This window comes from Mesorhizobium sp. M1E.F.Ca.ET.041.01.1.1 (genome assembly GCF_003997355.1).
In the GTDB taxonomy this organism is placed as follows: Bacteria; Pseudomonadota; Alphaproteobacteria; order Rhizobiales; family Rhizobiaceae; genus Mesorhizobium.
On the sequence record NZ_RZSL01000028.1, the window covers coordinates 1 to 23,749 of the forward strand.

Here is a 23,749-nt window from a genome sequence, read left to right on the forward strand (position 1 = left end):
TCCCGGCCCTGCGGGCCACCCTCCCCCCAAGGGGGAGGGGAGCGCTGGCTTCAGTCCGAAACCGGCGTGTTCTCGTCGACGTCGACGCGGAAATTGCCTTCGAGGATCTCGGCCTTCTTCTTCTCGACCAGGTCCTTGACCTCACCCGGCAGCGTCTTGTCGAACTTGTGGTAGGGCGCCAGATAGGAACCGCCCTTGGCCATGCGCGAGAAATCGCCGTAGTCCTGCGCCGTGAAGACGCCGGCCTTGACCAGCTTGATCGCCTGCTCGACCGTCGGATACATGTCCCACACCGGGCCGGTGATGACCGTGTCGGGGCCGAGGCTCGACTGGTCGGACATGTTGGAGATGGCGAGAATCTTCTTCTCCACCGCGGCCTCGATGACGCCGAAGCGCTCGGCATAGATGACGTCGACGCCGGCATCGATCTGCGCCACCGCCGCTTCCTTGGCCTTTGGCGGATCGAAGAAGGAGCCGATGAAGGCGACCTTCTTCTTGACATTCGGGTTGACCTCCTTGGCGCCGGCGAAGAAGGCGTTGACCAGCCGGTTCACTTCCGGAATGCCCATCGCCGCGACAGCGCCGACCGTGCCCGACTTCGACATCTTGCCGGCGATCATGCCGGACAGATAGGCCGGCTCATGGATCCAGTTGTCGAAGACGCCGAAATTGGGTTCGGCCGGACCGGCGCCGGAGCCGAACAGCCAGGCGGTCTTCGGGAACTGCTTGGCGGTCTTTCGCGATTCGCGCTCGGCGGCGAAGGCATCGCCCAGCACCAGTTGGTAGCCGCCCTGCGCATATTCGCGCATCACACGGCTGAAGTCGGCGGTCTGCACCTTTTCCGACCATTTGTATTCGATGCTCAGCTCCCTCTGGGCCTTCTGCAGGGCGACATGGATCTGGTTGTCCCACGGCTCCTCGATCGGCGTGGCGAAGATCGCCGCCACCTTCAGCTTCTTGTCCTTGGCGAAAGCCATACCGGGCAGCGCGGCCGCCGCGAGACCGAGCGCGCCGAGTTCCAGCACGTTGCGCCGCGACAGGCCGGCGCGTTGCGATTTGCTATGATCGTTTTCCATTGAAGTGCCCCTCTGTTCGACAGCCGTGTCGAGCCGGCCGTTCAAAAAAATGTCAGACGCCAGGACTATGGAACGGCGTCTGAGTTTTGTCCACATGGTCAAATTTGGCCGTCGATCGTTGTGTGTAAGCCGAGAAGATCGGCGGGACAGCACCCCCCTCTGGCCTGCCGGCCATCTCCCCCGCAAGGGGGGAGATCAGCCGTCATGACGGCCTTCGCCAATCTCGGACTTCGCAAGAGCAGCGAAGCGCCAGATCTGCCAATCTCCCCCCTTGCGGGGGAGATGTCCGGCAGGACAGAGGGGGGTGCGAAGGAACTCCGGCGCTTGTTCCGGATAGCTGTACTATCCCTCCCAGCGCCCCGTCTCCGCAAACCTTCTCAACATCGGCGCCGGCTCGAAGATCGGCCGCCCTGTCCTTGCGTGCCAGTACCCCAGCCGCTCGACAATCTTGCCCGCGCCTTCGAGCCCGGCCCAGAACATCGGCCCGCCCTTGCCGACCGGAAAGCCGTAACCATTGGCCCAGACGACATCGATATCTGACGCCCGTGCAGCGATCCCCTCCTCGAGGATCTTCGCGCCCTCGTTGACCAGGGGATAGAGCGTGCGCTCGATGATCTCCTTCGCGCCGATTTCGCGCCGCGCGATGCCCAGTTCCGCCGCCTTGGCGCGGATCAGCGCCTCGACGTCCGGGTCCGCCACCGGCTCGCGCGAGCCGCCCTCGTAGCGATACCAGCCGCGCCCGGTCTTCTGGCCGAAGCAGCCCTGCTCGCACAGCGTATCGGCAATCACGGCCGTCTGGCCGCGCGCCTTGCGGTTGCGCCAGCCGATGTCGAGGCCGGCGAGATCGCCCATCTGGAACGGCCCCATCGGCCAGCCGAAATCGGTGAAAGCCTTGTCGACCTGACTTGGCGTCGCGCCTTCGAGCAATAGCGCTTCGTTCTCAGCGCCTCGCGCGGACAGCATACGGTTGCCGACGAAGCCGTGGCAGACGCCGACGACGACCGCCACCTTGCCGATGCGCCGCGCCAGATCGGTGACCGTCGCCAGCGCATCCGGCGCGGTTTTCTCGGCGCGCACGATCTCCAGCAGCTTCATGACATTGGCCGGCGAGAAGAAATGCATGCCGAGCACGTCCCGCGGCCGCGAGGTCGAGGCGGCGATTGCGTTGACGTCGAGATAGGAGGTGTTGGTGGCGAGGATGGCGCCGGGCCTGGCGACGGCGTCGAGCCGGCCGAACACCTCCCTCTTCACCGCCATGTCCTCGAACACGACCTCGATGATCAGGTCGCAACCGGCAAGGTCGGTATAGTCGGTGCTGCCCTTGAACAGGCCGAGCCGCTGCTGCCTGGCCTCTTCGCTCAGCGAACCTCGGCTGACCGAGACGGCATAGTTCTTCTCGATCGTCGCCATCCCGCGCTGCAGCGCTTCCTCGCTCGTCTCCAGCAAGGTCACCGGGAAACCGCCATTGACGAAGGCCATGGCGATGCCGCCGCCCATCGTGCCGGCGCCGATGATGCCGACGCGGGCAATATTGCGTCGCTGCAGATCCTTGCCCGGCACCTTCGCCGCCTCGCGCTCGGCGAAGAACAGATGCCGCTGCGCCCGCGACTGGTCGCCGGAAACGAGTTTCAGGAAGAGCTGGCGCTCGGCAGCCAGCGCTTCGTCGAAAGGCCGGCTGATCGCGTTGCGGACTGCCTCGGCGCAGGCAAGCGGCGCCTCGAGTCCGCGCGCTTTCTTGGCGAGTTCAGCCGCCCGGGCGTCGAAGGCGGCGAGATCGGTTTCGGCAAGGCGGTCGTTGCGGTCGCGAACCGGCACGAACGGACCGCCTCGATCGGCCATTTCGCTGGCGAAACGAACGGCCTCCGCCAGCAAATCGCCGTCGAAAGCCGCATCGACAAGACCCGCCGCCTTGGCTTCACCGGCCGAAATCGGCGTGCCCGAGACGATCATGCCGAGCGCCTTCGCAGCACCCACAAGGCGCGGCAGGCGCACCGTGCCGCCGCCGCCCGGCAGCAGGCCGAGCTTCACTTCCGGCAGGCCGAGCTTCGCGCCTCGGTCGGCGACGCGGAAATGGCAGCCAAGCGCCAGTTCAAGCCCGCCGCCGAGGGCCGTGCCGTGGATCGCGGCGACGGTTGGCTTGGCGATGGTTTCCAGCAGGGCGATGATGGCGCGCAGCTCCGGCTGCTCGACGGGTCTGCCGAATTCGGTGATGTCGGCGCCGGCGACAAAGGTGCGCCCGGCGCAGGCGATGACGATGGCCCTGGCGGCAGGATCGTCACGCAGCGCGGCGAGCGCCTCATAAAGCGGCTTGCGGACGTGGAAGCTCAGCGCATTGACCGGCGGATTGTCGATTATGACCACCACCACGCCGTTCTCGTTCGCGACGTCGACGAAATTGGACAAGCGGAACCTCCCGAGACCGGCTGCGATCGCGGAAGGGTTTACTAGGCCGGGCCTCGAATGGGAACCGGATGTTGCGCTGGAACAATGGTTGTCGGAAAGCTTAGCCGGAAGCGTTGCGTTCCTTCACACCCCCCTCTGCCCTACCGGGCATCTCCCCCGCAAGGGGGGAGATCAGCAGCTTTGGCGCCCTGCTCATCCTGCGGGATTGGAGATTTGCGAAAACCTGCCTGACGTCCAATCTCCCCCCTTGCGGGGGTTGAGAAGCGGTCCGCGCAGCGGACGGAAAGCCAATTGCTTGGCTTTCCGAGCGACGAAAGCCGGCAGGCCAGAGGGGGGGTGCTGTCCCGCCAACCTCTCGCAGCCCTGCGCCAACACGACTACCGCAGCGCCCTCTCCCCACCCGCCGCCGTGATCACCCCGACGATGATCAGCCCCGTCAGCACCAGCCGCACGCCGGCGCTGACGCCGAAAGTGTTGAGCATGGTGAGCAACAGCACCAGGAACAGGCCGGCGCCCCAGACGCCGGGCACATTCGCCTTGCCGCCGGCGACCGAGGTGCCGCCGATGACCACGACCGCGATCGAGGCGAGCAGATATTCGTTGCCGATATCGACATTGGCGCCGCGGAAATAGCCGGCAAGCAAGGCCCCGTCGATGCCGCCCAGCGCGCCGCACAGCGTGTAGGTGAGGAAGCGGATGCGGCCAACACTGACGCCGGCGAGCCAGGCGGCGCGGATGTTCTGCCCGATCGCCAGCACCGAGCGGCCATAGATCATGCGCTGCAGCGCCAGCGCCGCGCCGACGGTGAAGACCACCGTCAGCATCGCCAGCACCGGGATGCCGAGGACCTGCCAGTTGGTGAAGTCGGCGAAGCCCGGCGGCGGCTTGATCTGCAGGCCGCGACCATAGCTGATGTCGACCGACTGGATGATGAAGCTCGCCGACAGCGTCGCGATGATCGGCGGGATGCGCAGCGCCCAGATCAGGAGATAGTTGATGGCGCCGATCGCCGCGCCGCAGGCGAGAGCCGCAAGCAGCCCGACGACGATCATGGAATCGCTGCCGCCCATCACCTTCATCGCCACGGCGCTTGCGAGCCCGATATTGGCCGGCAGCGACAGGTCGACATTGCCGGGCCCGAGCGTGATGACGAACATCTGGCCGACGCCGACGATGACGGTGAAGACGGCCAGCGAAAGCGCGGCCGTGACCATGCCGCCGGCGCCGTAGCCGCCGGTGAAGGCAACCGTCGCCAGCCATACGAAGAGAGCGCCCACGAAGGACCAGAGCCAGGGTTTCTCGAGCAGCATCCGCACAGAGGCCATCTTCTCACCTCTCCCTGCGGCTGATCAGCACCCGCGCCGCCAGCACGATGATCAGGATTGCGCCATTGGCGGCGACCTGCCAGTCGGGCGGGATATGCATGAAGGTGAGCAGCGGCGAGGCGGCCAAAGCCAGCGTCAGCGCGCCGAGGACCGCGCCGATCGGCGACACCCGGCCGCCGACGAATTCGCCGCCGCCCAGAATGACGCCGGCGATCGAAAGCAGCGTGTAGCCGTTGCCGATATTGGCGTCGGCCGAGGTGGTGATGCCGATCAGCGCCATGCCCGAGAGCACGCCGAACAGGCCCGTCAGCGCGAACAGCCCGATCTTGGTGCGAAGCAGCGACCAGCCGGCGCGCCTCAGCGCCGCGGCATTGCCGCCGGAGCCGCGCAAGATGACGCCATAGGAGGTGCGCATCAGGCCGAAATGCACGACCGCCGCAATCAGCAGCGCCGCAAGGATCGGGAACGGTATGTAGGGCGGCTTGAACGCCAGGATCGCCAGCAGCCAGTCCGGCGCCTTGCCGCCGGGCTTCGGCAGGATGAGGATGGCGAGCCCCTGCCAGACGAAGCTCATGCCGAGCGTCACCACGATCGAAGGCAGGTTGCGCAAATGGATCAGCGCGCCGAGCAGCGCGTAGACGCCGATCGATCCCAGAAGCACCGCGATGCCGATGAGCGGCGCGTCGCGCAGCCACGTCGCGGTGACGCAGCCGACGAAGCCGACGAAGGTGCCGATCGACAGGTCGAGCTCGTTGCCGGCGATGACGAACATCTGCGCGATCGTCGCCAGCGCGATCGGGATCGCCAGGTTCAGCATCAGGTTGAAGCCGAAATAGCTGATGGCGCGCGGATTGAGCCAAGCGATCGCGATCAGCACCAGCGCCAGCGACAGCGCCGGTAACAGGCCGCGCAGCATACGCGCCCTGGCCGCATTGCTGCGTGCTGAGGCTTTCGGGACCGTGCCGGGAGCGAGCGCCGTCATCTCAAGCCGCATCGCCGAAGGAGGACTGGATGATCTTTTCCTCCGTCAGCTCGTCGCGCCGCAGATTGGCGACGATCCTGCCGTTCTTGAAGACATAGACATGGTCGCAATTGTCGAGCTCTTCGGTTTCGGTGGTGTACCAGAGGAAGGTGCGGCCCTTGGCGGCCTCCTCGCGCACAAGGTCGTAGACTTCGAGCTTGGTGCCGACATCGACACCGCGCATCGGGTCGTCCATCAGCACGATCTCGGCATCGGAGCCGAGCGCGCGGGCAAACAGCGCCTTCTGCTGGTTGCCGCCCGACAGGGAATAGATGTTGTTGTTCATGTCCGGCGTGCGGATGCCGATCTTCTTCTTCCAGAACTCGGCCAGTTCCGCCTCGCGCTGCGGCGAGATCAGCAGACCATTGCGCAGGCGCTGAAGCGAACGGATGCCGATGTTCTGCGCGATCGACCATTGCGCAAAGATACCGTCCGACTGGCGGTCGCCGGCGACCAGCGCGACCGGCGCCGTCACCTCGATGCCGGCCTTGGCGCGCGAGGCCGCCGAGAAAATTGCGAGCAAAAGGTCCGTCTGACCATGGCCGGCAAGACCGGCAAGGCCGATGATCTCGCCCGCGCGGGCGACAAGTTCCTTGCCATCCTGCTGCCGTGCCGGACGCGCCCGCACTCTGAGCGCACCGGCCTCGGCCTTCCGCGTCTCTTTAGCGGTCCGCTGATGGCCCTCGGCGCCACCCATGGCGGCGACCAGCTTGTCGCGGTCGAAAGCGCTGGCGGCATCGGCCGCGACCACCTTGCCGTCTCGCATCACCACGATGCGGTCGGCATTCTGCAGCACCTCGCCCAGCACATGCGAGATCAGGATGCAGCTGCCGCCCGCCCCGACGAAGCGGCGCACGAAAGCGAGCAACTGGCCTGCCGTATGCGCGTCGAGCGACGAGGTCGGCTCGTCGAGGATGACCAGGTGCAGCGGCTCGCGGGTCAATGTAAAGGCGCGCGCCACCTCGACCATCTGCCGCCGCCCGATCGAGAGGTCGCCGGCTATATCGTCCGCCGCGATGCCGTGGTCGGGAAAGATCTCGTCGAGCTTGGCCTGAATGAGGTCGGCGGCCTTGCGCCGCCAGCCGAAACCGGCGAGCGAGGGATGGTTGATGCGCGTGTTCTCGGCGACGCTGAGGTTGGGGCAGAGCGACAGCTCCTGGAAGACGCAGCGTATGCCGAGCTCGAGAGCGCGCGCCACGGAATAGGCGGCTTCCTGATTGCCGCGCACGGCGATCTGCCCGCCGTCGGGCCGCAGCGTGCCCGCCACCATGTGCATGAGCGTCGACTTGCCGGCGCCATTGTGCCCGACCAGCCCGACGCATTCGCCGGCGCCGACAGAAAAGTCGACGCCGTTGAGCGCCCGGACGGCGCCGAAATGTTTTTCGGCGCCGTCCAGCCTGACGATGTCTGCAATAGCCTGGAGCATCCTCAACTTTTATCCGGTTGCCGATGCGGCTGGCAACGTTGGCCACTATTGCTTGATGTTGGCCTTGATGGCCGCAACGGCTTCTTCCTGCGTGTATTCGTGGGTGGCGACGCCGCCCTCCTTGATCTTCGGCAGCGCGGCTTCGAAATCGTCCTGGGTGAAGGCAAGATAGGGCACCAGCAGGTCGTGCGGAATGTCCTTACGACCGTCGAGCACCTGCTGCGCCACCCAGAAGGCGAGCGTCGACACGCCGGGCGCGATCGAGGCCGACCAGGTCGTGTAGCCGTCCTTCTCCTTCTGCTCCTTCCACCACTTCAGCTCGTCCTGACGGTTGCCCATGATGATGGTCGGTCGCGGCTTGCCTGCGGCGGCGAAGGCTTGCGCGGCGCCATAGCCGTCGCCGCCCTGGTCGACGATGCCGACGACGTCGGGGAGCGACGGCAGGATGGTCGCCACCGCCTTCTGCGCCGTCGTCTGGTCCCAGTCGCCGGTCACCGAGCCGACGATCTTGAACTCGGGATGGGCGGCGACGCCTTCGAGAATGCCGGCGTGGATGGCATCGTCGATCGAAGTGCCGGCAAGGCCGCGGATTTCCAGCAGATTGCCGCCCTTCGGCTGGAACTTGGCCATCTGCTCGACTTCCTGCTTGCCCATATCCTTGAAGTCGACGACGACGCGATAGGCGCAAGGCTCGGTGACGATGCCGTCGAAGGAGACGACGACGATGTTGGCGTCGCAGGCCTGCTTGATGGCGCCGTTCAACGCATCCGGCGAGGCGGCGTTGATGACGATGGCGTCATAGCCCTGCAGGATCAGGTTCTGCACTTGCGCGGCCTGGGTCGGCACTTCCTTGTCGGCGGTGGTGAAGACATCGGCGGCTCCGACCACCTTGTCCTCGACCGCCTTCTTGGTGACGATGCCGTAGCTGTCGAGCATCGCCTGCCGCCACGAATTGCCGGCGTAATTGTTGGAGAAGGCGATCTTCTTGCCGCTCGTGTCGGCAAGCGCCGTGCCCGAGGCGAGCATGGCGGCAAGAGCGCTCAAGACCAGTAGTTTCTTCATGTCATTATCCTCCCAGATGTGTTGACTGCTGCACTTCCATCGGCCTTCCGGGCCGGCTTCACTCCAATCAAATCCGAGCCCGTTCGCTCAAAACAACCTCAGCCCCGGCACGCGGACCCTCAACCGGTAGAGCGATGTCGAGGCGGCAATGTAGAGGCTCCTGAGATCATCGTCGCCGAAGGTGAAATTGGCACAAAATTCCGGTGTCGCAATGACGCCGATCAAATCGCCCGAGGCATCGAAGACATGGATACCGCCGGGCCCGGTGCAATAGAGATTGCCCCGGCTGTCGATCTTCATCCCGTCTGGCGAGCCCGGCTCATCGCCTTCCGTCACCGCCCACACGGCGCCGCCGTTGAGATCGCCGTTCGCTTCCACGCCGAACACCCTGATATGGCCGCGCTCGGTATCGTTGATGAAGAGCCGCGATTCATCGAGCGAGAAGCAGAGCCCGTTGGGCTGCGTGAAATCATCGGCGACGAGCGTCAGCCGGGCGCCGTCGCCGTCGATCCGGTAGACGCCCTGGTGCGGCAATTCCTGCGACCTCGGCACGCCGTAGAACTCCGCCCGCCCGTAGGTCGGATCGGTGAAATAGATCGAGCCGCCGGTGGCGACGACGATATCGTTCGGGCTGTTGAGCTGCTTGCCCTGATAGTGGGTGGCGAGCACCGTCGTCGCGCCGCTCGGCTCGGCGCGGGTGACGCGGCTGGTCGCGTGCTCGCAGGTCACCAGCCGCCCCTGCCGGTCGAGCGTGTTGCCGTTGGCCATCTGGCTCGGCTCGCGGAAAAGCTCGATCTCGCCCGAATTGCCGAGCCGGTACATGCGGCTTTGCGGAATGTCGGAAAAGACCAGCCATTTCTCGTAAGGGTGCCACACCGGCCCTTCGATGAAGGAATACCCTGTGGCCAGCCGCTCCATCGCCGCATTGCCGACGACATCGTCGAAGCCGGAATGACGGGCGTGTGCGGGCATCGACATTACGAGCCCTTCGGTTCCCGCACCGGCTTGCCGCCGACGAACCAGTCGCTGCCTGGCACATCCTCGATCACCACCCAGATGGCTTCCTTGGGCAGTTCGGCGATCTCGCTGATCGCCTCGGTGACGCGGCGCGAGATCTCGTCCTTGCGCTTTTGCGAATGGCCCTCGAGTATCCGTATGCTGACGAACGGCATGGCGCTTCCCCGGGATTCTTGTCTTCTTGTTCTTGTCAGACAAAAGCCTAGTCGGGATGGGGATCGGGCGATAGCGGCCTAAGCGCAGCACCGACTGTGGTTTTGCACAGTCGCGGCGTTCAAGGTCGCTACTCCTGCAATGGCGTCGCCTGCGCGAGCCAAGCGTCGAGCTGTTCCTGCTCGCGCCGCAACGCGTCTATGTTGATCAACCCGCGCGCCATGGCGAGGTAGATCGCCCGCGTGCGCGAGTTGAACACCGACGCTTCGCCGGCGCCATCCTCGGGCGGCACGATGCCCAGCTTGTCGTAGACATGCTTGATGCGGCTCTGCGCGCCACGGATCGACAGGCCGCGCCGCGCCGCGATCGCCCTGTCCGTCAGGCCGAGCGCGATGTCGATCAGGCTTTCATATTCGCCGTCGGTGATGCCCTCGAAGCGGTCCTGAACGCGATGCTGGATGCCGCGGATCTCGCGGTCGATAATGCAATGCCCCTCGCGGAACACGCCGCGCAGCGCCGAGCGCATGCCTTCCTCGGTCGCCGACTTCAGCACATAGCCATAGACCGATCCCGGCGGCACGATGCGCGCCACGCCCCGCACATAGGCCTCGTCGGCAAAATTCGACCAGAACAGGATATGCGTGCCGGCGCGCCGGCTCCAGATGGCGCGGGCCACCTCGATGCCGGTCGCCTTGGGAAGCTGCAGGTCGAGCACGACATGCGGCGGCTGCCGCTCGGCCGCGAGGTTGATGGCATCCTCGCCGTCGCCGGCTTCGATCACCTCGACGTCGCCCGGCCATAGTTGCTCGACGGTGCGCCGCGCGAATGTGCGGTGCAGGCCGTCATTTTCCGCGATCATGACCAGCATCACACCACCTCCGCCACCGGCTTACCCTCGGTTGCCGCAGCCCCACGTGCCAAAATCTTGTCGGCCGCCGGCTCGCGGTCGATCTCGATGACGACCCGCGTGCCGCCCTTGCGGTTGGCCGGCTCGAAACGCAGCCGCGCCCCGACAAGGGCCGCCCGCGTATGCATGTGGCCGATGCCGCCTTGGGCGGCGGGGTCGACCGCGCCGCAGCCATGGCCGTCGTCGGTGACGGTCACGCTGAACGTGTTTAGCGTCGAGGCCAGTTGCACCTCGATGCGGCTCGGCCCGGCATGGCGCACCGCGTTGTTGATCGCTTCCTGCACGATCCGGTAGAGCGCCGTGCGCAGCGTTTCCGACAGGTTGTCGGCGCTGCCGTCGCTGGTGTCGGCGATGCGCACCGCGATCGGCGGCTTGGCCCTGGCGACGCTGCGGTTGAGATGCGCCTCGACGGCATCGCGCAGGCCGAACAATTCCAGCACGCTCGGCCGCATGTCGTCGACGATGTGGCGCAGTTCCGCCAGACAGCCCGCGACCTCCTGCTCGAGATCGGCAAGCTGGGCCGTCCGTGCCACGCCCCGGCTGCGGAAGGCCGAGACCTGGCGCGCGATGCGGGCGAGGTCGGCGAGCGTCTGGTCGTGCAGGTCCATCGCCATGCGGCGGCGCTCGCGCTCCATGCCGGCGGTCAGTTGCGAGGCGCCGACCCGCAGCAGCTCCGCCCGGTTGCGCGCCTCACTCTCGGCGAGCATGGCGCGGCGCGCTTCCTCGGTCTGGATCAGCGCGAAGATATAGGGCCCGATGAGATCGGCGCATTGCTGGGCGACGTCGACGTCGGCCTGCGTGTAGCACCCGGCCTCGTGCCGGCTGATGTTGAGCGCGCCGATCACGCTGCCGCGTGCCCTGAGCGGCACGATGATGCGGCTGCGCAGCTTGGCGGCGAAGATCGGGCCGTCGAAAGCTCCGTCGAAATGAAAGCGGTCGTCGACGAGCGCATTGTCGGACAGAAGATAAGGCGTCTCGCCCCGCAGCACGCGGCGGATCGGGCTGCCCTCGACCGGATGCTGCGCAAGCTCGCTCCAGCTTGTGTGGAACCCGGCCTCGTAGCAGGCATGCATGCGTCCATCGAGCGACAGCACCGCCAGGTCGATATGGTCGTGCGGGATGAGCGTGCCGATCTCGATCGCCGTCGCCCGGAATGCCGAGCCCGGATCGATGTGGCCGGCTAAAGCTCGCGAAATCGCGAGCAACCGGTCGATCAGTTGGGGAGATACTTCCGACATCGTCTCCTCCCTTGCCGCTGGACGAATGCCGCGCAAAAACTAGCAATGCCGAGCCATATGGCACGGCTGCAAGCGCTGTTTCCCGCATTCCTCCCTGCTTGCGAAATAGTGAGCGCTTGACGGTGCCGCTGTCAACGATGGCTCCCGCGGCGGCAGGCGATCAACTTCAGGTGCGACGATTGAAAAGCCGGCCGCTCCTGGTTTAGGGATGGCCGAGGAGATCGCATGGCATGGCAGCGACGCCGAACGTTGCTCGGGGCGCCCCGGGAATTCCCGCACGCTGGACGTCAAGCGCCAAGAGCGGCGTCGGCACCGCGCTTTCAGCGAAAAGCCCGCTCTGGTTCACCATCAGCCACGGCATATTGAACGAGATCTACTATCCGCGCCTCGACAGCGCCTGCACGCGCGACATGGGGCTGATGATAACCGGCCCCAGCGGCTATTTCTCGGAGGAGAAACGCGATGCCGTCCACCTTGTCGAGCCGTTCGAGGACGGCGTGCCGGCCTACCGCCTGGTCAACACGGCGACCGATGGCGCCTACCGGGTAGAAAAGCGCATCATCACGGATCCGAAACGGCCAGCGCTGCTGCAGGAAATCACATTCGCGGCACTTAAAGGCTCGGCTTCGGACTATCGCGTCTACGCACTGCTTGCGCCGCACCTCGTCAATGCCGGCATGGGCAACACGGCCTGGGTCGGCGAGCATAAGGGAGAGCGAATGCTCTTTGCATCGGGACGAGGCGTCTCGATCGCGCTTGCTTCGTCACTGCCTTGGGGCGCCTGTTCGGCCGGTTATGTCGGCTTCTCCGATGGCTGGCAGCAGCTCCGCGATGGCGGCGCGCTCGATCCTGCCTGCCAGCGGGCGGAGGACGGCAATGTGGCGCTGACCGGCGAGATCGGCTTCGCGGCAGGCGAGGGCACGGCCTTGCTGGCGCTCGGCTTCGGTGCCTGGCCGCAACAGGCGGCGGAGATCGCGCTGGCCAGCCTGAGGGACGGTTTCGACGCGGCTGCCGAAACCTATGCCGGCAACTGGCGGAAATTCCAGGCCGGGCTGGAAAAGGTCGACCGGCACGCTGCCTCCGGCCTGAACACCTACCGCGTCAGCACCGCGGTGCTTGCCTCGCATCTGTCGATCGCCAGGCCCGGGGCCGCCGTCGCCAGTCTTTCGATCCCCTGGGGCTTCAACAAGGGCGACGACGATCTCGGCGGCTACCATCTGGTCTGGCCGCGCGACCTGGTCGAGACGGCGGGCGGCTTCCTCGCCGCCGGCGACGCCAGGCAGGCGCTGCAGATCCTCACCTATCTGCGCTCGATCCAGCGGCCGGACGGCCATTGGCCGCAAAATTGCTGGTCGAGCGGAGAGCCCTATTGGCCGGGCATCCAGATGGACGAATGCGCCTTTCCGCTGCTGCTCGCCGACGCCTTGCGCCGCGCCGGCCATCTGCCGCGCGCGAAACTCGACGATTTCCTGGCCATGATCGAGAGCGCTGCTTCCTATGTCGTGCGCAACGGCCCGGTCACCGGCGAGGATCGCTGGGAGGAAGACGCCGGCTACAGCCCGTTCACGCTGGCGGTCGAGATCGCGGCACTGCTTGCGGCGGCCGATATGCTGGACGCCTGCGACAAAAATGAGCCGGCAAACTATCTGCGCGAGACCGCCGACTGCTGGAACGGAGAGATCGAGCGCTGGACCTATGTCACCGGCACCGAACTCTGCGCCAGGGAGAGCATCGACGGCTACTATGTCCGCATCGCGCCGCCTGACGATGGCGGCGCCGCTTCGCCGAAGGACGGCTTCGTGCCGATCAAGAACCGGCCGCCCGCCGAGACCGACCGCCCGGCCGAAGCGATCGTCAGCCCTGACGCCCTTGCGTTGGTACGTTTTGGCCTCAGGGCAACGGACGATCCGCGCATCCTGAACACGATCAAAGCCATCGATGCCGAGTTGCGTTGCGACCTGCCGCAAGGCCCGGTCTGGTACCGCTACACCGGCGACGGCTACGGCGAGCACGAGGACGGCTCGCCTTTCGACGGCACCGGCCAGGGCCGGCCTTGGCCGCTGCTCACAGGCGAGCGCGCGCATTACGAGCTGGCGGCCGGACGGCACGGCAAGGCGGCCGAACTGCTCGAAACCTTCGAGCGCTCGGCCGGTGTAGGCGGCCTCCTGCCGGAACAGGTCTGGGACAGACCCGACATGCCGGAGCGCGAATTGCGGCTCGGCGCACCGTCGGGCAGCGCCATGCCGCTGGTCTGGGCGCATGCCGAGCACATCAAGCTCTTGCGCTCGCTGCGCGACGGAACCGTCTTCGACATGCCGCCGCAAGGTGTCGAGCGCTACATCAAGCGCAAGACCGTCTCGCCCTTCCGGACCTGGCGCTTCAACAACAAGATCCGCTCCATTCCCGCCGGCAAGGCCCTGCGCGTCGAGCTTTCAGCCCGTGGCGTTGTCCACTGGACCAGCGACAAATGGCTGACGGTGCGCGACGACAAGACGGCCGAAAACGCCTTCGGTGTCCATCTGGTTGACCTCGATGTCGCCGACCTGCTGCCGGGCAGCACGATCGTCTTCACTTTTTTCTGGCCCGAAGCCGGCCGTTGGGAGAATGTCGACTTCACCGTCGGCATTGATCCTTCGGATAGCCAGTAAGATTTCTTCTTTCCTCAAGCTATTGGGACGACACCATGCAGATCGGAATGATGGGACTGGGCAGGATGGGCGCCAATATGGTGCGCCGCCTGATGCGGGACGGCCACGAATGCGTCGTCTACGACATCAACTCGGCAAGCGTCGCCGGCATGGTCAAGGACGGCGCCATTGGCGCCGCCTCGCTGGAGGAATTCGTCGCCAAGCTCGCCAAGCCGCGCTGCGCCTGGCTGATGCTGCCGGCGGCGATCACCGGCAGGATCGCCGACCAGGTTGCGGCGCTGATGGAGCCGGGCGACATCATCGTCGACGGCGGCAATTCCTACTATCACGATGCCGTCGACCAGGCGGCGAAGCTGGCGACCAAGGGCATCAGCTTCGTCGATGTCGGCACCAGCGGCGGCGTCTGGGGCCTGGAGCGCGGCTACTGCCTGATGATCGGCGGCCCCAATGAAGCCGTGCAGCATCTCGATCCGGTCTTCGCCACGCTGGCGCCGGGCGCCGACCCGGGCTCCAATCCGCCGAAGGATGCCGGAAGCGCCCCCCACGGCTATCTGCATTGCGGGCCGAGCGGCGCCGGCCATTTCGTCAAGATGGTGCATAACGGCATCGAATACGGCGTCATGGCCGCCTATGCCGAGGGCATCAACATCCTGAAGTCGGCCAATGCGGGCAAACGGCAGCGGACGGCGGACGCCGAGACCAGTCCGCTGGAAAACCCGCAATATTACCAGTTCGATATCGACCTCGCCCAGGTGGCCGAGGTGTGGCGGCATGGCAGCGTCATCGGCTCCTGGCTGCTCGACCTCACCGCCGGCGCGCTGAAGAACGATCCCGCGCTCGCCCAGTTCGGCGGCCGCGTCTCCGATTCCGGCGAAGGCCGCTGGACGCTGAAGGCGGCGATCGACACAGGCGTTCCGGCGCCGGTGCTCTCCGCGGCGCTGTTCGACCGCTTCTCCTCGCAAGGCGAATCCGCATTCGCCGACAAGCTTCTGTCCGCCATGCGCTATGCCTTCGGCGGCCATATCGAGAAGCCGAAGACCGGCGCGTGAAGGGAGAGGCGGCATGAGCCAGGAGAGGTCCGACACGCTGGTGCTTTTCGGGGCGACCGGCGACCTTGCGCACAAGAAGATATTTCCGGCGCTCTATCACATGGTCGCCAAGGGGACGCTCGCCGAGCCGGTGATCGGCGTCGCCTTCGAGCCCTGGGACATCGGCAAGCTGGTGGACCGCGCCCGCGACGGCATCGTCAATGCGCTGGGCGCCGTCGACGACAAGGTGTTCGGCAAGCTCGCCTCGCTGCTGCGCTATGTCAGCGGCGACTACCGCGACCCGGCCACCTTCGAGAAGCTGAAGACGGCGCTGGGCTCGGCGCAGCGGCCGCTGCATTACATGGCCGTGCCGCCCACGATGTTCGAGATCGTCGTGCAAGGCCTGGAACAGTCCGGCACCGCGCGCGGCGCAAGGCTGATGGTGGAAAAGCCTTTCGGCCACGACCTGCAGTCGGCGCGCTGGCTGAACCGGGTGCTGCATCTGGTGTTCGACGAACGGTCGATCTTCCGCATCGACCACTATCTCGGCAAGGAAGCGATCCAGAACCTGCTCTATTTCCGCTTCGCCAACTCCTTCCTCGAACCGATCTGGAACCGCAATTTCGTCGAGAGCGTGCAGATCACCATGGCCGAGGATTTCGGCGTCGAGGGCCGCGGCCGTTTCTATGACGATGTCGGCTGCATCCGCGACGTCATCGAGAACCATCTGCTCAACATCCTGCTGCTTTTAGCCATGGAGCCGCCCGTCGGCCGCTCGGCCGACGACCTGATCGACGAGAAGGTGCAGGTGCTCAGGGCGATTCGCACCCTGAACAAGGACGATGTCGTGCGCGGCCAGTTCGACGGCTATCTGGCGGAGCCGGGCGTGCGGCCGAACTCCCCCGTCGAGACCTTCGCCGCGGTGCGCTTCTTCGTCGACACCTGGCGCTGGCGGGACGTGCCCTTCTTCATCCGCGCCGGCAAGAACATGCCGGTGCACGCCACCGAGGTGATCGTGCGGATGAAGCGGCCGCCGCTCGATGTCTTCGACCCGATCAAGCCGGACGACGCCAACCATGTCCGCTTCCGCATCGACCCGCAGGTGGCGATCTCGATCGGCGCTCAGCGCAAGGTGCCAGGCGACGACATGATCGGCGAGCAGGTGGAGCTGACCGCGCTCGACGACACCAAGGGCGACATGCCGCCCTATGAAAGGCTGATCGGCGACGCCATGAACGGCAACGGCCAGCTCTTCACGCGCCAGGATGCGGCCGAGCTTGCCTGGCGCATTGTCGGCCCGGTGCTTGGCGACATGACGCCTCCCCCTATCTATGCCCCCAAGACCTGGGGACCGGCCGATGCCATGGACGGCTTCGGCCCGCCCAATGGCTGGATCAACCCGACGAAATAGTTTGGAGGCAACGGGATGGCGAAATCGGCAAAGCCGGCGGCGGCGAAGGGCGACCAGATCGTGCTCACCATCGACGTCGGCGGCTCGCGCGTGAAGATCCTCACCAGCGCCGGCGGCGAAGTCCGTCGCGCCGAATCCGGGCCGGGCTTGACGCCTGAGCAGGTGGTCGCCTCGGTGAAGAAGCTTGCCGAGGGGCTGTGCTATGACGTCATCTCGATGGGCTACCCGGGCCCGGTGCGCGACAACAAGCCTTCGCTCGACCCCTTCAATCTCGGCAAGGGCTGGAACGGCTATGATTTCGCCGCCGCCTTCGGCAAGCCGGTCAAGCTCGTTAACGACGCATTGATGCAGGCGATCGGCAGCTATGAGGGCGGCCGCATGCTGTTCCTCGGCCTGGGCACCGGCCTCGGCGCCGCGATGATCCTCGATCACGTCGGGCAGCCGATGGAGCTTGCCCATCTTCCCTATAAGAAGGGCTGCAGCTTCGAGGACTATGTCGGCGAGCGCGGCCTGGTAAAGCACGGCAAGAAAAAATGGCGCAGATATGTTTTTGATGTCGTAAACAGGCTTCGCGCCGCCTTGCAGCCGGACTATGTGGTCATCGGCGGCGGCAATGTCGACAAGCTTGATGAATTGCCCGAGAAATCCAGGCGCGGCGACAACACTCGCGCCTTCGAAGGCGGATTTCGACTGTGGCGCGACAAGGCGCTGATCGTCTGATATTGTTACATTTCAGTATAGTTGTTCAAAATAGCGTGTAACCGCGCGACTGGTCATTGCGCTGCGCAGATTTGCCGACTAGGAATTCGCCGGCCTGCGGCGCCATGCGTCTTCCTGAGTGTGGAGAACGCGGCAGCGCTCTGATTTACATCCCGATATTCGCGGCCATGCGGCACAGACGGAGGAATGACGTGGACGAGGACACCAACACAGCCAAGGAAGTCGACCTGCTCGAGCTCACCGCTCACATCGTGTCGGCCTATGTCGCCAAGAACCGGTTGCCCGCTTCGGGCCTAGGCGAGCTCATCGCCAGCGTCGCCTCCTCGATCGGTGAACTCAACCAGCCGCCGGCGCCGCCGGCGCCCCCGCCCACGCCAGCCGTCAATCCCCGGCGCTCGGTGACACCGGACTACATCATCTGCCTCGAGGACGGGAAGAAGTTCAAATCGCTGAAGCGCCATATCGGCGTGCATTTCGGGCTGACGCCGGAAGCCTACCGCACCAAATGGGGCCTGCCGGCGGACTACCCGATGGTCGCGCCCAATTATGCCGCGTCGCGCTCCGAGCTCGCCAAGTCGATCGGCCTCGGCCGCAAGGCGGAAGCCGAGCCGGTCAAGCCTGCGAGAGGCAGAAGGGCCAGGGCTTCCGCCTGAGACGTCACCTGCCTGTACCAACAGTTTGAGAAGCCTGCCGGCGAATCCGCCTTGGCAGGCTTCCTGCTTTTATGGCCTGGATAGGCTGAACCTCGGGGGAGCCTGGCCATGAACTACGCAAGGATGGTGATCGAGAAGGAGGCGCCGGAAGAATACGGCTACGACCGCATCCGCTGCAATCTCTCCGAAAGCTCGATCGCCGACCAGAAGCTCTCCGACATCGGCCTCTCGTTGCCTGATCTGACCTTGTTCTACGGCGAGCATCGTGGCGACAAGGAGTTGCGCACGCTGATCGCCGCACAAAACGAAGGGCTCTCCGCTGACGACGTGCTGGTGACCGCGGGCGCCGCCGGCGCGCTGTTCATCATCGCCACCTCGCTGCTGTCGCCGAGCGACCATCTCGTGGTCGTGCGGCCGAACTACGCCACCAACATCGAGACCCCCAAGGCGATCGGCTGCGCCATCTCCTATGTCGATCTCGATTTCGAAAACGGCTTCGCGATCGACGTCGAGCGCGTCGCGGCCGCCGTGCGGCCGAACACGAAGCTGATCAGCGTCACCTGCCCGCACAACCCGACCGGCACGATGATGACCCGCGCCGATCTCGACGCGCTGGTCGCGCTCACTGAGCGCCGGCGTTGCCGGCTGCTGGTCGACGAGACCTATCGCGATCTGTCCTATGGCGAGCGGTTGCCCTCGGCGGCGTCGCTGAGTGCGAGCGCCATCAGCGTCTCGTCGCTTTCCAAGGCCTTCGGCATTCCGGGCATCCGCATCGGCTGGCTGGTCGCCAGGGACAAGGCGCTGCGGGAGACATTCCTTGCCGCCAAGGAGCAGATCGGCATCTGCGGCAGCGTCGTCGACGAGGCGATCGCCCGCGCCATGCTCGAGCGCCGTGATGCCTTCCTGGCATCGCTGCTGCCCCAGATGGCGAGACGGCGCGACATCGTCCAGGCCTGGATCGACGGCGAGCCGCTTGTCGACTGGGTGCGGCCGCAAGGCGGTGTCGTCGGCTTTCCGCGGCTGAACGTCGATACCGGCTTCGACCTCGACCGGTTCTACACCAGGCTTCTCGAGGAGCACGGCACCTATGTCGGCCCAGGCCACTGGTTCGAGATGCCGAAGCGCTTCTTCCGTGTCGGCTTCGGCTGGCCGAAAGAGGCGGAATTGCGCGGCGGTCTGGAAGCCATCTCCGCGGCGTTGCGGGGCTGAACTTCTTTCATCGCGAACGATAATTCCGGATTTCTTTCGTCCAGCGCCGATTTTTCGCGCGCGCGGCAGGACGAACTGGGCTAAAGGGTTCTGGCCGGACCAGCGCCCGCCGTGGAAGTGCCCCGCCGGCCAACGCCACAACGGGGCCCTTGAACCATGACCGCCGAAGCAGCTTCACCTGACCAGCGCTATGCCGCTTTCCGGCACCGGCCGTTCCTGAGCTACTGGACGGCGCGCTTCCTCACCACCTTCGCCACCCAGATCGTCTCAGTCGCCGTCGGCTGGCAGATCTACGACCTGACGCGCAATCCCTTCGACCTCGGCATTGTCGGCATCGTCCAGTTCCTGCCCTCGCTGCTGTTGGTGCTCGTCACCGGCGTCGTCGCCGACCGCTTCGGCCGCCGCCTGATCATGACCTTGGCGTCGTTGGTGGAAGGCGGCTGCGCGCTCGCTATCCTATTCCTGACGCTGCGCGGCCTGACCGGTCCGCTGCCGATCTTCGTCGTGCTCGCTCTGTTCGGCGTAGCCCGCGCTTTCTACGGACCGGCCTCGTCTTCGCTGTTCGCCAATCTGGTGCCGCAGGAGGATTTCGCCAACGCGATCGCCTGGAACTCGTCGGCCTGGCAGACCGCGACGATCGTCGGCCCGGTCGCCGGCGGCCTGCTCTACGGCCTTTCGGCGGAAATCGCCTACGCCACCGCGGCGATCCTGCTGCTTGCCGCCGCGCTGCTCGTCTTCACCATCCCCAAGCCCGCTCAGCACACCGCCACCGACAAGCCGACGATGCAGACGCTGTTTGCCGGCTTCGGCTACATCTGGAGCGAGAAGATCGTGCTCGGCGCGATCTCGCTCGACCTCTTCGCGGTGCTGCTCTCCGGTGCCTCGGCGCTGCTGCCGGTCTATGCGCGCGACATTCTGGAGCTCGGCCCCTGGGGCCTCGGCCTGCTGCGCTCGGCGCCGAGCATCGGTGCCATCTGCGTCGCGGTCTGGCTCGCCGGCCATCCGATCCGCGACCACGCCGGCGTGGTCATGCTCGGCGCCGCAGCGTCGTTCGGCGTCTGCACGGTGCTGTTCGGCCTGTCGACCATCACCTGGCTGTCGATTGCGGCGCTCGTTCTTCTCGGCGCCACCGATATGTTCAGCGTCTATATCAGAGAGACGCTGATCCAGCTCTGGACGCCGGACGAGGTGCGCGGCCGCGTCAACGCGGTCAACCAGGTCTTCGTCGGCGCCTCCAACGAACTCGGCGAATTCCGCGCCGGCACCATGGCGGCGCTGATCGGCACCGTGCCGGCGGTGGTGGTTGGCGGCATCGGCGCGATAGCGGTCGTCGGATTGTGGGCCTGGCTGTTCCCGGCGCTGCGGCAGGTGCGGCATCTGAACAGCCGGAACTGAGCAAGCGCCAAGCTTGCGCCGACAACGGCCGAGATGGGGCCGTTAGGAGCCGGTCCGCTCTGTGGCGCGGCATCAGAAAGCTGCCGTCGAGGCTGCTGTCCTATGCGATTGCCAGGCGATGACATCTTCTATTGGGACGATAGCGGCTCACCGCCGACGGGACGTTCGTCGACGGCGTGCTCCATCACGCAAGGAATGATCCTCTACCGCAAGAGGTGACGGTCTCTAAGGCTGACGACGCGGCCGAAAAAAGGCGCGAATTTCATGCGCCAGCAACTCTGGCTGCTCAAGTGCCGCGAAATGGCCCCCCGCCGGCATCTCAGTCCAGCGGGCGACATCGAAAACGCGCTCGACCCAAGACCGTGGCGGCATCGGCAGTTCGTGGGGAAAGAGCGCGACGCCAAATGGCGGCGTCACGCGCTCATCAAGGTCGAACGAGAGTGGGCAAAGGCGATTCTCCTTGTACAGCCGCAAGGAGGCGCTGAGGCTGTCGCCGAACCAGTAAATAGAAATATCGGTAAGCAGCGTATCCAGGGAGAAAACGCGCTGGATATCACCATCGCAATCGCTCCAGGATCTGAATTTCTCGACAATCCAGGCAGCGAGACCCACGGGAGAATCAGTCAGCGAGAAGGCCAGCGTCTGTGGCTTGGTGCCTTGCAAAGCTGCATAGGCTCCTTCATCTGCCGCCCAGGACGAAACCCGTTTAAGAAACTCTTGCTCCTCATTTGTCACGGGCGGTGATGCCGGTCCCAGGGTCGGGCGGAAGCTGCCGGGAATATAGTTGACATGAACGCCTGCCAAGCTGTCTGGGAACTGCCGCGCGAGCCAAGCCGAGACACCGGCGCCGATATCGCCCCCTTGAGCTGCAAACCGGTTGTAACCAAGACCTTCCATCAATCGATGCCACAGTTGGGCAATCGTTCGTGCGTTGACACCAGGGTAGGAGGGCGCAGGCGAGAAGCCATAGCCGGGAAGGGAGGGCACGACGACGTGAAAAGCATCGGCGGGATCGCCGCCGTGAGCTCCGGGGTCGGCCAGCAACGGAATGATGTGTTCCATCTCGGCGAAAGAGCCTGGCCAGCCGTGCGTCAGGACAATAGGCATGGGTGATGGCCCTGCCCCGCGCTGATGGACGAAGTGGACGTCCGCGTTATCAATAGTGGCGATGAATTGTGGTAGTCGGTTCAGCCGCTCCTCTTGCGCGCGCCAGTCAAAGTTGTGGAGCCAATGGTGAGAAAGCCGCTGCATGAACAGCAGGTTCGCGCCGTCGGCCCAACTCTCGTCATCAAGTGAACTCGGCCAACGCGTCGCATGCAGGCGATGTCGCAAGTCAGCCAGCGCTTCGTTGGGGATGTGGATCGAAAAAGGCCGGATTTTCATATCTGCCATGGTGCAGGGTGTCCGTCACCATAGCGCTAAAGCCGGTGTACCAACAATCGATGTGGTTCACCTAATGCATGTCGCCCAAAAGTGCGCAGCGGTTTTGGGGGAACGACATGCATCAAAACAAAGACTTAAAGCGCGTCGCCTGGCTCCTCTTCAGCGCGACGCGCTTTAATCTCGCAGCGCAGCGGACGTGAACGTTCGCCCTGAGCTTACGGCCGCTTCCGAGCACCGGGCACAGCGGTCCGGATGGCCGACTCTGCAGCGCAGAGCGGTCGTCCACGTCTCTCGACAGGACGTAGGTCGTCTTCCGGTCAAGCTCAGCCACTCGGGGCAATTGGCTTTTGCTCTATCCCACAGCCGGCTTGCCAAAAATCAGCCCCAGAAATTCCCCCAGCCAGCGCTTGAGGTGCATGTCCCAGATCAGCCTGCCGCCGAGATGGTCGCGGCCGGGCTGGGCGCCGGGCAATTCGAAGCGATGCGCGCCGCGCACCACCCAGCGCTGCATCATCATCCTTGTCAGCTCGCCATGGAACTGGATGCCCCAGGCATTCTCGCCATAACGAAAAGCCTGGTTGGGATAGGTTTCCGCCGTCGCGAGCAGCGTTGCCTCCTTCGGCAGCGAAAAACCCTCGCGGTGGAACTGGTAAACCATCTCCGGCCAGTGCAGCAGATTCTTCCCCGCCTCGGTCGCCTTCAGTGGATACCAGCCGATCTCGACCAGTCCCTCGCCATGACCCTCGACCTTGCCGCCGAGATGGTTGGCGAGCATCTGCGCGCCGAGGCAGATGCCGAGGAAGGGCCGGTTCTCCTTGAGCGGGACTTCGAGCCAGTCGGTCTCGCGGCGGACGAACTCGTCCCCGTCATTGGCGCTCATCGGCCCGCCGAAGATAACCGCGCCGGCATGATCATCCAGCGTGCGGGGCAATCCATCGCCAAGCGGCGGCCGGCGGATGTCGAGATCGAAACCTTCTTCCAGCAGCATATGACCTACGCGGCCGGGGCTCGAAGTCTCCTGATGCAGCACGATCAGGATTTTTGGTCTCGGCCTCGGTCTGGGTGGCATGGAAGGCGAAGGATCCTCTATTCGTCGCTCGACGTCCCGCGCGCGCCGGGCGCCTCGGCCGCCGCCTTGCGGCGCGCCTCGATGCGGTCCTGGCGCTCGACGCCGATCAATTCGGCGACGCGCCAGACGGTGTTGTCCTCGAGCTCGTGCAGCTCGCCGTCGGCGTAGACGATTTCCCACATCAGGCCGATGAAGGCCTTGCGCGCCTCGGCGTCGAGATGGCGCTTGAGCACGCTGGTGAAGGCGTAGAGGTCGATCGCCTCATTGTCGGCGCGCTCGCCGGCGGCTGCCAGCGCATCGAGCTCGTCGCCGCTGATCGAATAAGTCTCGGCAAGGATCTCCTTGAAGCGCTCCCATTCGACATCCTGGCGCACGCCGTCGGCGTTCATCACATGGTAAAGCAGCGCCGAGGCCGCGACGCGCGGATCGTCGGCGCTCGCCTTGGCCGCGCCGGCAGCCGGCAAATCCCTCAGGAAGGACAACACGCGTTCGAACATCGACACCTTTTCCCTGCCCGCCAAGCCGAGCCTCAAAACAAACGAAACCGGCGCGGCCAAGGCGAGCGCCGACGATCCGCGCGTCGCGGCCTCGGCGCTGCTTTACCA

20 protein-coding genes are annotated in these 23,749 nt (G+C 65.3%); 7 read left to right on the plus strand and 13 right to left on the minus strand.

Annotated features, from left to right (window positions below):
* Nucleotides 1-50: 50 nt before the first annotated feature.
* The 10 genes from EOA38_RS04755 to EOA38_RS04810 form a co-directional block, all read right to left on the minus strand.
* Nucleotides 51-1,076 (minus strand): BMP family protein, encoded by a 1,026-nt coding sequence (locus EOA38_RS04755; RefSeq protein WP_127298612.1) that lies wholly within the window; start codon nucleotides 1,074-1,076, stop codon nucleotides 51-53.
* A gap of 342 nt (nucleotides 1,077-1,418) precedes the next feature.
* Nucleotides 1,419-3,479: a 3-hydroxyacyl-CoA dehydrogenase NAD-binding domain-containing protein gene (locus tag EOA38_RS04765; protein WP_127298613.1), complete on the minus strand. Its 2,061-nt coding sequence runs from the start codon at nucleotides 3,477-3,479 to the stop codon at nucleotides 1,419-1,421.
* 377 nt (nucleotides 3,480-3,856) lie between these two features.
* Nucleotides 3,857-4,804, minus strand: a complete 948-nt coding sequence (locus tag EOA38_RS04775) for an ABC transporter permease (protein ID WP_127298614.1) — start codon at nucleotides 4,802-4,804, stop codon at nucleotides 3,857-3,859.
* Nucleotides 4,805-4,808: 4 nt separating this feature from the next.
* Entirely contained in the window at nucleotides 4,809-5,786 is a 978-nt protein-coding gene (locus tag EOA38_RS04780) for an ABC transporter permease (protein WP_189434482.1), read from the minus strand.
* Nucleotide 5,787: 1 nt separating this feature from the next.
* A complete protein-coding gene (locus EOA38_RS04785; RefSeq protein WP_127298616.1) occupies nucleotides 5,788-7,251 on the minus strand; it encodes a sugar ABC transporter ATP-binding protein in 1,464 nt (487 codons plus the stop codon).
* Between the two features lie 45 nt (nucleotides 7,252-7,296).
* Entirely contained in the window at nucleotides 7,297-8,313 is a 1,017-nt protein-coding gene (locus tag EOA38_RS04790) for an ABC transporter substrate-binding protein (protein WP_127298617.1), read from the minus strand.
* Between the two features lie 87 nt (nucleotides 8,314-8,400).
* Nucleotides 8,401-9,291 carry an SMP-30/gluconolactonase/LRE family protein gene (locus EOA38_RS04795; RefSeq protein WP_127298618.1) on the minus strand — a complete coding sequence of 297 codons (891 nt, stop codon included), beginning with the start codon at nucleotides 9,289-9,291 and terminating at the stop codon, nucleotides 8,401-8,403.
* A complete protein-coding gene (locus EOA38_RS04800; RefSeq protein ID WP_126091255.1) occupies nucleotides 9,291-9,485 on the minus strand; it encodes a 4-oxalocrotonate tautomerase family protein in 195 nt (64 codons plus the stop codon). The genes EOA38_RS04795 and EOA38_RS04800 overlap by 1 nt, the downstream gene beginning before the upstream one ends.
* A gap of 128 nt (nucleotides 9,486-9,613) precedes the next feature.
* Nucleotides 9,614-10,351 (minus strand): response regulator transcription factor, encoded by a 738-nt coding sequence (locus tag EOA38_RS04805; protein WP_127298619.1) that lies wholly within the window; start codon nucleotides 10,349-10,351, stop codon nucleotides 9,614-9,616.
* Nucleotides 10,351-11,628, minus strand: coding sequence for a GAF domain-containing protein (locus tag EOA38_RS04810; protein WP_127298620.1), 1,278 nt, complete (start codon nucleotides 11,626-11,628; stop codon nucleotides 10,351-10,353). The genes EOA38_RS04805 and EOA38_RS04810 overlap by 1 nt, the downstream gene beginning before the upstream one ends.
* Before the next feature lie 230 nt (nucleotides 11,629-11,858).
* Between EOA38_RS04810 and EOA38_RS04815 the strand changes: the two genes are divergently transcribed.
* The 7 genes from EOA38_RS04815 (at nucleotide 11,859) to EOA38_RS04845 (ending at nucleotide 20,692) form a co-directional block, all read left to right on the plus strand.
* On the plus strand, nucleotides 11,859-14,276 hold the full coding sequence (locus tag EOA38_RS04815; protein WP_127298621.1) for a glucan 1,4-alpha-glucosidase: 2,418 nt from the start codon (nucleotides 11,859-11,861) through the stop codon (nucleotides 14,274-14,276).
* Between the two features lie 35 nt (nucleotides 14,277-14,311).
* Entirely contained in the window at nucleotides 14,312-15,325 is a 1,014-nt protein-coding gene (gene gnd / locus EOA38_RS04820) for a phosphogluconate dehydrogenase (NAD(+)-dependent, decarboxylating) (RefSeq protein ID WP_127298622.1), read from the plus strand.
* 13 nt (nucleotides 15,326-15,338) lie between these two features.
* The gene (gene zwf, locus EOA38_RS04825; RefSeq protein ID WP_127298623.1) at nucleotides 15,339-16,715 is read left to right on the plus strand and encodes a glucose-6-phosphate dehydrogenase; all 1,377 of its coding nucleotides are present in this window, start codon (nucleotides 15,339-15,341) and stop codon (nucleotides 16,713-16,715) included.
* A gap of 15 nt (nucleotides 16,716-16,730) precedes the next feature.
* Entirely contained in the window at nucleotides 16,731-17,435 is a 705-nt protein-coding gene (locus tag EOA38_RS04830) for an ROK family protein (RefSeq protein ID WP_127298624.1), read from the plus strand.
* A gap of 191 nt (nucleotides 17,436-17,626) precedes the next feature.
* Nucleotides 17,627-18,088, plus strand: a complete 462-nt coding sequence (locus tag EOA38_RS04835) for a MucR family transcriptional regulator (RefSeq protein WP_127298625.1) — start codon at nucleotides 17,627-17,629, stop codon at nucleotides 18,086-18,088.
* Between the two features lie 108 nt (nucleotides 18,089-18,196).
* The gene (locus EOA38_RS04840; RefSeq protein WP_127298626.1) at nucleotides 18,197-19,297 is read left to right on the plus strand and encodes a pyridoxal phosphate-dependent aminotransferase; all 1,101 of its coding nucleotides are present in this window, start codon (nucleotides 18,197-18,199) and stop codon (nucleotides 19,295-19,297) included.
* Nucleotides 19,298-19,453: 156 nt separating this feature from the next.
* Nucleotides 19,454-20,692, plus strand: a complete 1,239-nt coding sequence (locus EOA38_RS04845) for an MFS transporter (RefSeq protein ID WP_127298627.1) — start codon at nucleotides 19,454-19,456, stop codon at nucleotides 20,690-20,692.
* A gap of 225 nt (nucleotides 20,693-20,917) precedes the next feature.
* On the opposite strand, the gene EOA38_RS04850 is transcribed toward EOA38_RS04845, so the two are convergent.
* The 3 genes from EOA38_RS04850 to EOA38_RS04860 form a co-directional block, all read right to left on the minus strand.
* Complete coding sequence (locus EOA38_RS04850; protein ID WP_245480763.1) at nucleotides 20,918-22,084, minus strand: epoxide hydrolase family protein; 1,167 nt, start codon at nucleotides 22,082-22,084, stop codon at nucleotides 20,918-20,920.
* Nucleotides 22,085-22,427: 343 nt separating this feature from the next.
* Nucleotides 22,428-23,144 carry a glutamine amidotransferase gene (locus EOA38_RS04855; protein ID WP_127298628.1) on the minus strand — a complete coding sequence of 239 codons (717 nt, stop codon included), beginning with the start codon at nucleotides 23,142-23,144 and terminating at the stop codon, nucleotides 22,428-22,430.
* Between the two features lie 17 nt (nucleotides 23,145-23,161).
* The gene (locus tag EOA38_RS04860) at nucleotides 23,162-23,641 is read right to left on the minus strand and encodes a TerB family tellurite resistance protein (protein ID WP_127298629.1); all 480 of its coding nucleotides are present in this window, start codon (nucleotides 23,639-23,641) and stop codon (nucleotides 23,162-23,164) included.
* Between the last annotated feature and the right edge of the window lie 108 nt (nucleotides 23,642-23,749).